Here is a 13,547-nt window from a genome sequence, read left to right as displayed (position 1 = left end):
TCTAAACAAAATTGAATGAAAAGCCTGTCTTGATAAATATATTTGACTCATAAAAGACATAAGATCCATGAAAATATCACAAACAGGTAAAATCATCATCGGAATACTCACTATTGCACAACTGTTTATAGGGCTATTTGCGCTGATTTGGTTTTTTTCGACATTCTTGCCCGTAATTATAGGTGGAAACGAAGCAGAGATAGAACAGCTATTGATGCTTTCGATAGGGAAATTTATTATTATGGCAATTGTGCTCGGGGTATTGAGCTGCGGTGTGCTGATATTTTACCTGGTTCATGCCGGTACCAATAAGTACATAAGTATTACCATGAAAGTAATTTGGATACTTCTGCTCATATTTTTCGGCTCGATTGTAGAGGTTGTTTATTTCTTTATGGAAATAGTCCCTGAAAAGTCGATGACTGGTAGAATAGAGCAAAATTAATTACGGCTCGTCGTAATCTACCACAATCTTGGGCGATGTGGGGTGAGACTGGCAGGTAAGAATATATCCATTTTCAACTTCCTGATCAGTAAGCGCATAATTCACATCCATTTTTACAGAGCCTTCCATAAGTTTGGCTCTGCACGTGCAACAAGAACCACCGGTACAAGCATATGGAGCGTCAAGACCCGCATCAAGGGCGGCGTCAAGAACAGATTCGTTGCCGCTAATCGTTAACTCTGTTTCTTCTCCATCAAGCACAATTGTAACTTTGGTGTCTGTAGAAGTTGAAGGGCTTTCACCTATTTCAGGGCCAGTTTCTTTTTCAACAGTGGTGAAAAGCTCGAAGTGAACTTTTTCCTTAGGTATTCCGAATTCAATAAGTTTGTCTTTCAAACCCATTGTCATATCATAAGGACCACATAGAAAGTAAGCATCAGCATTTTGAATTTCTTCAAAATTCATGAGAAGATCCAGACATTTTTCAGGTGATATTCTTCCTTCAAATAATTTGTCTGCAGTCTTTTCGCGACTTAGAATATGGTGTACCTGAAGGCGGTTTTCGTATTTGACTACCAGCTCGTTAAGCTCCTGTTTGAAAATAATATCATCAGTACTTTTATTTCCGTAAAAGAGGCTGAACTTATTTGTTTCATTAACCGCCAGAGCCGTTTTTAGAAGCGAAAGAATAGGAGTGATTCCACTACCGGCAGCAAAGGCAACGAAGTGTTGTTCCTTATCGGAGGGCATTTCTACAAAGAAATTTCCCATTGGGTTCATTACTTCCAGCTCCTGGCCTACAGAAATTCCATTGTTGAGAAAAGTACTTACTTTTCCGTTTTCAACTGCTTTTACAGCAATGCGTAGATCAGAATCTGCTACAGGACTTGAGCAGGCAGAGTAAGAACGGCGAAGTTCTTCACCGCGAATAGTTAATTTTAAGGTGATATATTGACCTTGTTTGTAAACAAAATTATCTTTCAGTTCGGCTGGAATATCGAGGGCAATAGAAACGCAATCATTCGTTTCACGCCTAATATCTTTAATCTTTACTTTATGGAAATGTGACATCTCTGGGTTTTTCGCGGTGCAAAAGTACTAACTATGCTCCATTCAGACAATATTAAAATCTTAACTCCCTTCTTTAACTCATATCTACCAATATTGTTTGACAATTAGTAATCAAACAAACTGTTCAGCGCATCTTTTACTTTGTCTGCATTTGGAATCATAGCTTCCTCCAAAGTTGAATTTAATGGAATAGCAGGCAAATCTTCTGATCCAATAGTGCGTACCGGAGCATCGAGAAATTGAAAGCAAGCATCTTGAATGTCGCCGGCGATACCACGGGCAAATGAACATCCTATTGGCTCTTCCGTTACGAGCAAACATTTACCGTGAGTGCTTACCGCTTTGAATACCAATTCTTTATCCCAAGGTGAAATCGAACGAAGGTCTATTACTTCTATCCTTCCCGGAAAATCTTTAGCTGCTGACTGAGCCCAATAAACACCCATTCCGTATGTTACCACCACGAGCGAATTTCCGGCTTCAATTTCATTCTGATCAGCCTCCAACACTATTCTGCCTTTGCCGATTGGAATAACATACTCACGATCCGGTAACTTAGACTTAGCCTTAGATGTACCCGGTATTTTACTCCAGTATAAACCTTTATGCTCCAATACTACTACGGGATTGGGGTCGTAATAAGCGGATTTCAAAAGTCCTTTCAGATCGGCACCGCAGCTTGGGTACACCACTTTAATGCCCCGGATGTTACTCAAAACAGACTCTACACTAGATGAGTGGTAAGGGCCACCACTTCCATATGCTCCAATAGGAACGCGTATTACGGCACTCGCAGGCCATTTTCCGTCTGATAAATAATAACTTCTGCTCACCTCGGTGAAAAGCTGGTTGAGACCCGGCCAGATATAATCTGCAAACTGCACTTCTACAATCGGCTTACAGCCAGTGGCAGCCATACCTACCGTACTTCCAATAATGAAAGCCTCCATAATAGGCGTATTGAAAACACGGTCGTCGCCAAATTTTTTAGCGAGGGTAGCCGCTTCGCGAAAAACACCTCCCAAACGCCTACCAACATCCTGCCCGTAAAGAAGAGCTTCGGGATGGTCTTCCAAAATTTCCTGAACAGCAAATAAGGCACAATCGACCATGAGGGTGAGTTCTGCATCTTTTGGTGCGCGGTTTCCTTTTTCTTCCGTTATCGGAGTAGGAGCAAAATCGAATGTAAAAAGGTCTTCAGGTTTTGGATCAGGATCGTTTAATGCAGCCTGATAATCGTTTTCTACATTTTTTGTAGCTCTCGAAACAATTTCTTCCAGCTCGTCAGACTCAAAACCAATTTTTGAAAGAAAGCTCTCCAACTTTGGAAGCGGATCCCTTTTTTTATGCTCATCTAAGTCATCGCGGTACGTTTCTTTGCGCACTCCCGAAGTGTGGTGGTTTAGCAGAGGCACTTTTGCGTGAATCAAAAACGGGCGACGATCTTTCCTTACCATCGTAAAAACATCATTTATAGTATTCCAGCAAGTTTCGAAATCAGTTCCATCGATAGAGCGCACTTCAATTCCTTTGAAACCTCGCGCGTACCATGCGGCATCATTTGCTCTCACTTCATCTGCGCTGGCAGAAATGTCCCATTCATTATCCTGAACGAGAAAAATATAGGGCAGCTGTTTCAGTGCGGCCATTTGCAATGCTTCACTTATTTCACCTTCGGTCATTGCAGCATCGCCAATAGAACAAACTACAATTGGTTTCTCGTCGGTGCTCTCGTCCAATTCAAATTTTTCACGGTACTGAATTCCAAGTGCTGCACCGGCGCTGGGAATAGCTTGCATACCCGTGGCGCTTGAGTTGTGTGGAATTTTTGGCATTCCTTCCCGGCGCAAGCTCGGATGTGAATAATAGGTGCGGCCTCCAGAAAACGGATCTGTTTTTTTAGCTAGTAACTGCAACATCAGCTCTTTAGGCGTAATGCCAATGCCGAGCAAAATTGAATCATCGCGGTAATAAGGATAAACAAAATCTTGAGGCTTTAATTGCATTCCACAAGCCAGCTGAATGGCTTCATGACCGCGGCTTGTGGCGTGAACATACTTTGCAGTAACTTCCTTGTTTTTTTCAAAAAGCACCGTCATTGCATTGGCTGTATTCATCAGCTCCCATGCTTTTAAGAGGATCTCTTTGGAAACGGTGCGCTTTTCCCGGGGCGGGTTCTTAATATCTTCTGACATGGAATATTCTTGTGCCGCAAAGTTACAAACTTCGGCAAGACTATAACAGGCCTCATTAATCAGATCGTCGTGCTCTAGTAACCATCTGGTTCTGGTGCAGTGGCTATGAGCTTAGGGATATTCATCAATTTAGTTTACTTTTAATCAACATAATCGCTGTATCTCTGTTCTTAAAGCTTCAGCACCTACCAGATATAAATGAATTGGATTACACGCTTCTTTAGAAGAATTTATATTCAGATTGTAAACAGCATAGCCTTTTACCCAGCTATTATTTCAGTCGCATTTCTGCTCTTTTCCTTATTCATCATGCAAATTGAGTATATTCCTTTTGTTATTGAATTAAAAAAAGGATTAAAACCCATGTTGGTGCAGGGTTTAGACAATGCCCGATTGATTTTGGGAACTGTTACAGGAAGTATTTTCTCGCTTATGGTATTCAGTTTTTCTATGGTTATGCTTGTGCTCAACAGAGCCTCTTCAACATTGTCGCCCCGAGTAATACCCGGATTGATTACTAAAAAATCGCATCAAGTGGTATTGGGGATGTACTTAGGTACAATCATTTACTGCCTTATTCTCATCGTGAATATCCAATCTGAAACGGCCGAATATCAGATTCCAACGCTAGGAATTTTGCTTGCCATGATTTTTGCAATCACCTGTCTCGGAATGTTTGTATATTTCATAGACTCCATTAGCAAATCAATACAAGTTGATAACGTTCTAGAACGCATTTTTAAGAAAACGCTGCATCAAATCCGCCATTCAGGCATGCCTGAAAAGCCAGCCGAAATGCCAAATACCGATGGTTGGTTCTCAATATACGCAACTGGCAGTGGTTATATGAAGCAAATTCAGTTAAAAAGTCTGGCCAAAATCTGCCGCCTACAAGATATAACAGTAAAAATCACCGAAAATCCGGGTTTCTTTTTTGTATCAGGTTACCCAATGGTGAAGGTGAGCAAAGAAATTGATGTGGAAACAGCAGATTCCATTCGCAGTTGTTTTATTTTTTATATCGAAGAGCATGTGGCAGATCACTATTTGTTTGGCTTTAAGCAAATATCTGAGATAGCCGTAAAAGCGCTGAGCCCCGGAATTAACGATCCGGCTACGGCCATTAAGTCGCTAGATATGTTGTCCATTCTTTTTATTGAGAAAATGGCTTTGAATGAAAAAAATTATATAACGGATGATGATGGCAAGCTGCTCATCTTTTTTCGTGAGCCTACGCTTGAAGAGCTACTCTTCATTAACCTTACACCAATTCGCGAGTATGGGAAATCGGATGCCACTATCATGCTTAAAATCCTTGAGAGTCTAAAGAATCTCGCTTACGCCGATAGGGATAAGCAAGAATATCAAAACCTACTTACCAAATATATGCAGAGCATGATTTTCTCTGCCGAAAAATATATTGCAAACGATCTGGATCTCGAGCAAATCGATGCGCTGATAGACCGTATAAATTATCTCTTAGGCAAAGAATATTCTGTAGGGAGAGAGGCTTTAAAAGCGGATGTATCGCATCGTTAGAGAAAATATAGAACCTAAAACCATTAAATATTCATTAATTAATGTGTAAAACAGCAAGAATGATTTTAGAGATTGATTCTTCTGATTACTTTTGCAGATTATGATTTTACCAATATTAGCATACGGCGATACAGTTTTAAAAATGGAAGCCGCAGACATTTCCAAAGATTATTCCGAGCTCGATAAGTTAATAGACAACATGTTTGAGACCATGTACAATGCTAGTGGTGTAGGGCTGGCAGCGCCTCAAATAGGAAAGTCAATTCGGCTTTTTATTGTTGATGCTTCGCCTTTCGGCGAAGATGAAGATGACCCCGAAGCTTTGAAAGTCAAAGATTTTAAAGAGGTATTTATCAACGCGCAAATAGTTGATAGAGCAGGCGATGAATGGCTTTTTCAGGAGGGGTGCCTAAGTATTCCCAATATCCGTGAGGATGTAAACCGCGAATCTACTATACGCATTCAATATTACGACCGCAACTGGCACTATCAAGAGAAGGAATTTGACGGTTATGCCGCACGCATTATTCAGCATGAGTATGATCATATCGATGGTATCTTGTTTACCGATCTGCTCAATCCATTAAAAAAGAGAATGCTCAAAAGAAAACTTCAAGGTATTTCCAGAGGAGAAGTTGACGTGAATTATAAAATGAAGTTTCCAATACTAAAAGCTAAAAAGCGATGAATAAACTGACTTATATACTTGCCCTGTTTTTAGGCACCCTGTTATTATCTTGCGGTACTACAGAAGATGAATCTGTGAAAAGCGATTTACTTTCAAATGTGCAAGACAGCAAGCGGCTTATGGCCAAAATAGATAGTCTGGAGAAAATTGTTTATGACGAAAATGCCGATTTGGATAATGCCCCAACAGCCGAATTGATGGCAGCTTACAATGAGTACACCCAGAAATTTATTGGCGACAAAAAGAAAACTCCTGAATATCTTTATAAGTCGGCAGCAATAAGTCGTGCGGTAAACCTTCCGGTAAAAGCAATAAAACTCTACGATAAAATTCTTGCAGACTATCCCGATTACGAAAGAAATCCGGAAGTGGCCTTTTTAATGGCATTTACCTACGATGAAGATTTAAAGCAAAAAGAGCAAGCCAAAGAAGCTTATCACATCGTGATTGAGAGATATCCCGGCGATAAATGGGCAGAGCAAGCCTCTGCGCGATTGGAAAATATTGACCAAAGTGATGAAGATTTGGTGAAATCGTTTATGGAGAAGGACAGGAAGAAAAGCGAGTAATTTGTTTGTGATTTTATTAAGTTAGTTTTTCATTGCAATCTCTCTTCGCTGCATTGATTTGTTTCATCCGCACGGAGTTCCTGCAGTCCTGAAACCGCTTCACGAAGTTGCAATGCTGCGGCCAATGATGCGTCATGATTTTGTGGCTCCGGAATGTCAGTCCTACGGTTTTGTTAATTGTCTACTTACCAGTAATTGGGCTAATATTACTGACCCGGAAGTAAGAAAACTCGCCGACGGAATTATAGCAGCTCAGGAAAAGGAAATAGCAGAAATGAAGGCTTACATAAAGCGGCTCGATGCGGAATAATTTAGTTGAGAGATAGGCGCAAGTCCTGAGTCTCTGGCCTCGAGGGAGAATTAAGTGGGGAAATAGCCACCTGCTTTTAGCTGTAGGCTTCAAAAGATGGGCATACTTAACTTTTGGCTTTCAGCTATAATCATCCAAAAGAAAAACCCCTGAAATAAGTTCAGGGGTTTTTCATATACTAATGATTTATAGAAAAGGGTATTTATACCGAAAGCTTAAACCGGTATATTCTTCGCTATTTCCATTCTGTCCCAGTTTCTGTGTTTGGCTATAGCCTTTTTAAATGCTTCGGGTTTGGCATTGATAAGTATGGCATTATCCTTTTTATTCTCTTTTACAAAAGTATTATCCAGTAATCGCTCTCCGTCACCATCTGCGGCTATTGCTTTGCAATGCTTAAAAGCTTCATTCACGAACTTGGTAAACTTGGCTTCTTTCAGTAGTGCATCTACAGCTTTTTTTCCTCCGGGAATATACACCGCATCAAAAAGTACGCTTTCTGTGGTGGCAATTGCTGCATCTACCTTGTGATCCATTTTTTGGTCGCATTTTATGGTGCCGCCATGGGGGGCAATAACTTTAGGCATAGCGCCATCTTTTTCAAGCGCATTTTTCATGCTTTTGTAAGCCTTCATGTCAAAACCGTCTGCAACCAGTACCGCAACCTGCCGGGTCGCAATGCTTTCAAACCGTGTATTGGCCTGACTAAGGGCCGGATCTTTTTCCAAATAGATTTTCTTCTTGCCGGGTTGGTGTTTTTCTACATCGGCATCAGCACCTATGGCCTGATTTACTGGTTGATCTATTTTTTTAGGAATCTTCAAACCCAATCCTTCAGCTACCTTCTTAGCCAATGTCTCATCTATTTGATTAATATGATACAACATGCGTTCTTGTATGTGAGGATATGTGCATTTACCCAATTCAAATGTATATGCGCCAGCTATGTGATCCTTTTCCCAATCTGCCAGGCTGCGGTAAAACAGGGCTGGCTGAGAATAATGATCACTAAAGCTTTCACTTCGGGTGCGGATCTTCTTAGCGTCTATTCGCTCTTCATGTGTATGAAACGCGCCTTCAGAAATTTTGCTCAAATGCGGGCACCCACCTCCTATACTGTTTGGAAAATAGGCTGTTTTTCCTTTTGGTATTGATGTTTGCATGTGGGCATCGCGCTCATTGTTATGGGTTTCTACAATGGGTCTGTTTATAGGTATTTGATGAAAATTAGGACTTCCCAAACGCGACAATTGTGTATCGCGGTACGAAAATAACCGGCCTTGCAGTAATGGATCATTTGAAAAATCTATACCTGGTACAATGTGTCCGGGTAGAAATGCCACTTGCTCTGTTTCTGCAAAGAAATTTTCAGGATTTCTGTTCAGTGTCATTTTACCTACTTTGATTACAGGTACCATTTCTTCGGGAATTAGCTTGGTAGGATCTAAAAGGTCAAAGTCGTATTTGTGCTCATCTTCTTCGGGCACGATTTGAAAACCTAATTCCCATTCTGGAAAATGGCCAGCGTCGATGGCATCCCAAAGATCGCGGCGGTGAAAGTCAGAGTCGGCACCATTTATTTTCACGGCTTCATCCCAGGTTACAGAATGCACACCAAGCAATGGTTTCCAGTGAAATTTCACGAAATGCGATTTACCTGCTTCATTAATCAGTCGGTAAGTGTGAATGCCAAAACCTTCCATCATTCTAAAACTGCGGGGAATACCACGGTCGCTCATTACCCATATGTGATTGTGCAGCGTTTCGGTAGAGAGTGATACAAAATCGTAAAAAGTATCGTGGGCAGAAGCCGCCTGAGGAATTTCCCGGTGCGGTTCGGGTTTTACTGAATGTATCAAATCCGGAAACTTGATAGCGTCCTGAATAAAAAATATTGGCATATTGTTGCCCACTAAATCCCAGGTTCCTTCCGGATTGTAAAATTTTACTGCAAAACCGCGCACATCTCTTGCCAAATCGCCAGATCCTTTTGAACCGGCTACTGTAGAGAAACGCACAAAAACAGAAGTTTTGCGATTGGTATCTGTAAAAAGGCCGGCTTTTGAATATTTATCCATGCTTTTATACAGCTCAAAATGTCCGTGAGCTCCACTTCCCCGGGCGTGCACCACCCTTTCAGGAATGCGCTCATGGTCAAAATTTGTAATTTTCTCGCGCAGTAGAAAATCTTCAAGCAGGGTAGCCCCACGTTCTCCAGATTTTAATGAGTTGTTTGTATCATTTACTTTCAAACCTTGATTAGTGGTAAGCGGTTTTCCGGTTTTATCTTTATAGTCTTTTTTTAGGTCGGCTATTTTATCCGTATCGGGTTGTTTTTTATTTTCTTGCTTTTTCATGTTGTAAGTATATGGTTTTGATAGGGTAGGGGTTTAAGAATTTTATTATGGAGGTTGGCCATATTTTAAAATCAAAAAATGGTGTAGCACCAATTGTTACCACACCATTTTAAATATTCAGATAAATGCATATCCTTTAGTCGTTGTCAAACTTATCTTTCAGATCATCGTAGCGTTTGCGGGTTCCTTCTTTTAGGTTGTCGTAGTTTTTGCTAAACCAGTCCTCAGTATCTTCCCAGCCATCTTCTAAGTCGTCTCCGGTATCTTCAAGATTGTCTTTGGTCTTTTCCTTGTTTTCTGCGAGCCATTTTTCAGCTTTGGTTAAGCGTTTATCGGCTTGATCTTCTATATCGTTTGATTTCTGACGCGCATTTTTTTTGAAATCTTCATATCTACCTTCAAGGTTATCATACTTGTCAGCCATTTCATCACTATAATCATCTGATTTTTCATCCACTTTGGCTTTAAGCATTTCATACCGGGTTTCTACTTTATCCCAATTGGCATCGGCTTTATTGCCCATTTTATTCTCTACGCTGTCTACATAGTTTTCCAAATTTTGATAATCTCTGTCTGTTTGTCCATTCACGGAAGTGGCAATTCCAGCGAGGGTCAGAGCCATTATTAGAGCTAAATACTTCATAAGTTTGCTTTAAGGGGTTAATTAACGAATTTATAGCAAGGCTTATACCATTCGATAAGTATCTGATTTACAATATAAATCTTTTAAGAGAATGAGTAAAATGATTCCCAAAAATGTGGTGTAAATTGGTTACCATGGCTTTCTTATAATGGCAAAGAAATACATCACACAACACACAATTTTGGACGCTAAAAAAATTAGCACAAAGCACTACTTCTGATTTGGTTTTCTTCTCTCATTCCTCCTTTTCAGCTTTAGAAATAAGGCTGAATCATTTTTGTCGGGATCCAATTTATCTGCTGTTGCTACTGACTCTTCCATGTCAGCATTGCTATCCTTTTCATTAATAAACACCGCTTTCTCGTTGGGTTGAATGCTGTGGCCGTAAGTATTTGCATATACCCAAGTAAACTCGGCTCCGAAAAATAAGATGAGACATGAATATGAAACCCAAAGTAAAATTAAGACCATCGAACCTGCCGCGCCGTAGGTGGAGCCCGGATCGGCAGAGCCAAAATACAGACCGAGTAAATATTTACCAATTGTGAATAATAATGCCGTAAGAAAACCACCTATCCATACTGATCGCCATTGGATTTTAGCATCGGGAAGAAATTTATAAAGCAGCGCGAATAATACGGTAACGACCCCAAGTGATAAAATTTCGCTAGTTGCTATGGCTATATAAACTGAAAAGTCTGAAAAAATCCTTTCAAGATATCCGTTTAAAACGGCTAATGCGGTAGAAAGCACAAAACTTATTAATAGCAAAAATCCTACAACTAGCACAAATCCAAAACCCATTAGCCGGTCTATAACTACTTTTTTAATTCCGGCATTATCATCCTGGCGTAAATCCCAGACTTTATTTATAGAGAGTTGTAAATGATAAAACACTCCGGTAGCTCCAAAAATAAGCGTCGCTACACCGATAATGGTTGAAATCAAACTTTTTTCGCCTCCCTGAGTGCTTTCAATTATTTCTTTAACAGACTCTGCCGCGCCAGGCCCAATAGCGGCAGACATTTCATCGGTTAGCCTTCCCTGTACAATCTCAACTCCCCAAATAGCACCTACTGTATTAATAATCACAACCACCAGGCCGGGTAGCGATAATACGGCATAATAGGCTACTATGGCACTCAAGCGCCACGGATTATCTCCATTCCATTCCACAAAAGTTTGCTTTAATAATTTTGGCAAATGTGTGAGTCTAAAATTTGCTGATTTTGATTTAGTCATATCAATTCAATAAAAATTTGCAGTTCTTAATGTTTTGCAATTTCCCGACCAATAATAATACTGTAAAATGTTGCTCGCGGAATTGAAGGCTTGGTAAATGCCTATAACGAACTGGTTTGTTATCAAGATATTACGTCATATCCAATAATAATGAAAAGGTAAAATCGAAAAAAAATAAGAATTTCTGCATATCTTTTGGTGAAAATTAACCCCATGCGGTAGAATTATCTACATTATTGCCTTTGAAAATCCTGGCTAATTGCCAAAAACGATATGGAACTATTTTTGAGCAATGTACAGCTAGATGAAAAGTACATTCACCAAACAACAAAAAATTATGAAAACAAGTATAATCTCGATACTCGCCCTTAGTTTAATTGCAATTTCTTCATGTAATAATCCCACGGAAAGGGAGGTGAAAAGGGAAGAACATCGTGAAGTTGAAATCTATGACGATAGTGATACCCTGCGCGATTATGAAGAAGTATTAAACCGACGTAAAGACGACAATGCATTAAACGAAACATTAACCGATTCTGTTTATGCGTCGAAATTGAATGCTGACAGGAGCGATCTTTATAACAGTATAGGCATGACCACCCGCGATATTGAGCAATTTGAAGAAAATTATAATGAGAGATTGAACACTATGAAGACCCATGGCTTGGGGAATTATACTTTGCAGGATCTTAACAATCAGGAAGATGAAAGCATGAAAATGGCACTGTCAGACCCACAATATAGAAAATACTTACAAATGAAATTAAACCCAGCCAAGTGATTGTTTCACAAGGCATAAGTCAATAGTTATTTCACCTTTGAACCGAGAAATGTGAACGCGGCACAATTCAAAAATTAAGGCGAACCGTTCGAAATACTGTTAAGATAATCAGGTTCATAAAAAGAACCGAAATAGAATAAATGAACGCTAACCTGTACAAGATCAGAACAGAGGTTTTCCAGAAATGTGGGTTTGAAATATCCGATTTCGGACCAGAAAAGGAAAGTAAAGAATATGATGCCTGCCAATATGAATTAAGCGGGCGCCATATCATAAGCAGAAACGCCAAAATTACCCCTAAAAAAATCGGGCAATTTGTAACGTTCTGGAAGCGAAATGGTAAAGGGCCGATTGAACCTTTTCATGAAACCGATCGATTTGATTTATTCACTGTCAACGTTCGGACTGAAAAGGAGTTTGGTCAATTTGTTTTTCCAAAATCGCTGCTTATAAAAAAGGGAATAATCTCAACCGATAAGAAAGAAGGGAAAAGAGCATTTCGGGTTTACCCCAATTGGGATATAGCGAAAAGTAAACAAGCAACACAAACTCAAAAATGGCAATTGAATTATTTCTATCAAATTGATGATTTAATGGATTTTAATAAGATCACTGAATTGTATAAGAATAAATGACCGCCTACATGTTGCCATCAACTCTAGCCACCAAATTCTCCCAAAAATGACCTTTGATCGCATTAAGTGATCGCATTAAGAAATAGAAGGTGTACTGACTATTTGTTGAATTTGAAAATTAAAGAGAATTAGTGGTACTTTGTGCGTGTTATAGATACGACAGGTCGCACTATATGAAAATGAAGCAAATACTCATAACAGGTGCCACCGGTAATATTGGAAAAGAAGTAATTCACTATCTAAGCAGATTAAATACAAATATTGAAATTATTGCAGCCGTTCGAAATGTTGAGAGTGCCAGAAGAAAAATCCCTGAAAACGCTAACCTAAGTTTTAGGCAGTTTGACATTGAAGCTACCCATACATTTCATTCAGCATTCAAAGACATAGAAATTCTATTTCTTCTAAGACCCCCACATATCTCCCAAGTTGCAGCATACTTCAAGCCTCTTTTAGAATCAGCTAAGGAAAACGGCGTAAAGAATATTGTTTTTCTTTCGGTACAGGGAGCCGAAAAAAGTAGGGTTATTCCTCATAACAAAATTGAGCGACTTATTAAATCATTTCAATTCAATTACATTTTTGTTCGCCCGGGTTACTTCATGCAAAACTTGACAACTACATTGCTACCGGAAATATTGATTAGCAAAACAATAACCCTTCCTTCAGGAAAAGCGAAATTTAACTGGATTGACGTCAAAAATATTGGAGAGGCCACTGCGATACTGATAAACTCTTTTGATAAATATCAGAACAAGGCTTATGAAGTTACAGGATCAGAAAATAAGAGCTTTAAGGAAGTAACTGATTTAATGAGCGCATTGACAGGTGTAAAAATCACTTTTAAAAATATAAACCCGATACTCTTTTACTTTAAAAAGAGTAAGGAAAAACTTGAAAGGGGCTTTGCGCTGGTAATGACAATTCTTCATTTTTTACCCAGACTTCAAAAGGAGCCTGAAATTTCTGACAGCTTTAAAAATATAACGGGTAGAGAACCAACAACAATAGCAGAATTCATTCAAGGAGAAAGACTAAAATTTACCGCTTCCAAAGATGTATAAGGCAGTAG

12 protein-coding genes and 1 pseudogene are annotated in these 13,547 nt (G+C 39.5%); 8 read left to right on the top strand and 5 right to left on the bottom strand.

All coding sequences use genetic code 11. The features are described 5' to 3' along the window. Positions 1–67 precede the first annotated feature (67 nt). A complete protein-coding gene (locus G3O08_RS12950) occupies positions 68–445 on the top strand; it encodes a hypothetical protein (RefSeq protein ID WP_163285804.1) in 378 nt (125 codons plus the stop codon). Here G3O08_RS12950 and G3O08_RS12945 read toward each other — a convergent pair whose 3' ends face one another. Next, a complete protein-coding gene (locus tag G3O08_RS12945; RefSeq protein ID WP_163285803.1) occupies positions 446–1,516 on the bottom strand; it encodes a 2Fe-2S iron-sulfur cluster-binding protein in 1,071 nt (356 codons plus the stop codon). 104 nt (positions 1,517–1,620) lie between these two features. Beyond that, positions 1,621–3,711 (bottom strand): alpha-ketoacid dehydrogenase subunit alpha/beta, encoded by a 2,091-nt coding sequence (locus tag G3O08_RS12940; RefSeq protein ID WP_163285802.1) that lies wholly within the window; start codon positions 3,709–3,711, stop codon positions 1,621–1,623. A 198-nt stretch (positions 3,712–3,909) separates the two neighbouring features. On the opposite strand from G3O08_RS12940, the gene G3O08_RS12935 reads away from it, so the two are divergent. The 4 genes and pseudogenes from G3O08_RS12935 to G3O08_RS12920 all read left to right on the top strand — a co-directional run. Continuing rightward, complete coding sequence (locus tag G3O08_RS12935) at positions 3,910–5,250, top strand: DUF2254 domain-containing protein (protein ID WP_163285801.1); 1,341 nt, start codon at positions 3,910–3,912, stop codon at positions 5,248–5,250. A 100-nt stretch (positions 5,251–5,350) separates the two neighbouring features. Continuing rightward, the gene (gene def, locus G3O08_RS12930) at positions 5,351–5,938 is read left to right on the top strand and encodes a peptide deformylase (protein ID WP_163285800.1); all 588 of its coding nucleotides are present in this window, start codon (positions 5,351–5,353) and stop codon (positions 5,936–5,938) included. Continuing rightward, positions 5,935–6,507, top strand: a complete 573-nt coding sequence (locus G3O08_RS12925; protein ID WP_163285799.1) for a tetratricopeptide repeat protein — start codon at positions 5,935–5,937, stop codon at positions 6,505–6,507. The genes def and G3O08_RS12925 overlap by 4 nt, the downstream gene beginning before the upstream one ends. A 181-nt stretch (positions 6,508–6,688) precedes the next feature. Further along, positions 6,689–6,817 (top strand): annotated as a pseudogene (locus G3O08_RS12920) (DUF305 domain-containing protein); the annotation flags it as partial. 215 nt (positions 6,818–7,032) lie between these two features. Here G3O08_RS12920 and G3O08_RS12915 read toward each other — a convergent pair. The 3 genes from G3O08_RS12915 to G3O08_RS12905 form a co-directional block, all read right to left on the bottom strand. Further along, positions 7,033–9,174, bottom strand: a complete 2,142-nt coding sequence (locus G3O08_RS12915; RefSeq protein ID WP_163285798.1) for a catalase — start codon at positions 9,172–9,174, stop codon at positions 7,033–7,035. A gap of 136 nt (positions 9,175–9,310) precedes the next feature. After that, positions 9,311–9,817, bottom strand: coding sequence for a hypothetical protein (locus G3O08_RS12910; RefSeq protein WP_163285797.1), 507 nt, complete (start codon positions 9,815–9,817; stop codon positions 9,311–9,313). Positions 9,818–10,027: 210 nt separating this feature from the next. Next, positions 10,028–11,059 carry a YihY/virulence factor BrkB family protein gene (locus G3O08_RS12905; RefSeq protein ID WP_163285796.1) on the bottom strand — a complete coding sequence of 344 codons (1,032 nt, stop codon included), beginning with the start codon at positions 11,057–11,059 and terminating at the stop codon, positions 10,028–10,030. Positions 11,060–11,396: 337 nt separating this feature from the next. Here G3O08_RS12905 and G3O08_RS12900 point away from each other — a divergent pair, with 337 nt between their 5' ends. The 3 genes from G3O08_RS12900 to G3O08_RS12890 all read left to right on the top strand — a co-directional run bounded on the left by G3O08_RS12900 (position 11,397) and on the right by G3O08_RS12890 (position 13,539). Further along, positions 11,397–11,840, top strand: a complete 444-nt coding sequence (locus G3O08_RS12900) for a hypothetical protein (RefSeq protein WP_163285795.1) — start codon at positions 11,397–11,399, stop codon at positions 11,838–11,840. Positions 11,841–11,980: 140 nt separating this feature from the next. After that, entirely contained in the window at positions 11,981–12,475 is a 495-nt protein-coding gene (locus tag G3O08_RS12895) for a MepB family protein (protein ID WP_163285794.1), read from the top strand. Between the two features lie 179 nt (positions 12,476–12,654). Continuing rightward, positions 12,655–13,539: an NmrA family NAD(P)-binding protein gene (locus G3O08_RS12890; protein WP_163285793.1), complete on the top strand. Its 885-nt coding sequence runs from the start codon at positions 12,655–12,657 to the stop codon at positions 13,537–13,539. Positions 13,540–13,547 lie beyond the last annotated feature (8 nt).

The organism is Cryomorpha ignava (assembly GCF_010686655.1).
GTDB classification, from domain to species: Bacteria; Bacteroidota; Bacteroidia; order Flavobacteriales_D; family Cryomorphaceae; genus Cryomorpha; species Cryomorpha ignava.
The sequence above is the reverse complement of the archived record's forward strand: the minus strand, read 5'-3'. Positions and strand labels throughout refer to the sequence as shown.

Excerpts from the sequence above, each read along its gene's own strand:
- G3O08_RS12950 (WP_163285804.1), top strand. The coding sequence starts at position 68 with ATGAAAATATCACAAACAGGTAAAATCATCATCGGAATACTCACTATT.
- G3O08_RS12945 (WP_163285803.1), bottom strand. The coding sequence starts at position 1,516 with ATGTCACATTTCCATAAAGTAAAGATTAAAGATATTAGGCGTGAAACG.
- G3O08_RS12940 (WP_163285802.1), bottom strand. The coding sequence starts at position 3,711 with ATGTCAGAAGATATTAAGAACCCGCCCCGGGAAAAGCGCACCGTTTCC.
- G3O08_RS12935 (WP_163285801.1), top strand. The coding sequence starts at position 3,910 with ATGAATTGGATTACACGCTTCTTTAGAAGAATTTATATTCAGATTGTA.
- def (WP_163285800.1), top strand. The coding sequence starts at position 5,351 with ATGATTTTACCAATATTAGCATACGGCGATACAGTTTTAAAAATGGAA.
- G3O08_RS12925 (WP_163285799.1), top strand. The coding sequence starts at position 5,935 with ATGAATAAACTGACTTATATACTTGCCCTGTTTTTAGGCACCCTGTTA.
- G3O08_RS12915 (WP_163285798.1), bottom strand. The coding sequence starts at position 9,174 with ATGAAAAAGCAAGAAAATAAAAAACAACCCGATACGGATAAAATAGCC.
- G3O08_RS12910 (WP_163285797.1), bottom strand. The coding sequence starts at position 9,817 with ATGAAGTATTTAGCTCTAATAATGGCTCTGACCCTCGCTGGAATTGCC.
- G3O08_RS12905 (WP_163285796.1), bottom strand. The coding sequence starts at position 11,059 with ATGACTAAATCAAAATCAGCAAATTTTAGACTCACACATTTGCCAAAA.
- G3O08_RS12900 (WP_163285795.1), top strand. The coding sequence starts at position 11,397 with ATGAAAACAAGTATAATCTCGATACTCGCCCTTAGTTTAATTGCAATT.
- G3O08_RS12895 (WP_163285794.1), top strand. The coding sequence starts at position 11,981 with ATGAACGCTAACCTGTACAAGATCAGAACAGAGGTTTTCCAGAAATGT.
- G3O08_RS12890 (WP_163285793.1), top strand. The coding sequence starts at position 12,655 with ATGAAGCAAATACTCATAACAGGTGCCACCGGTAATATTGGAAAAGAA.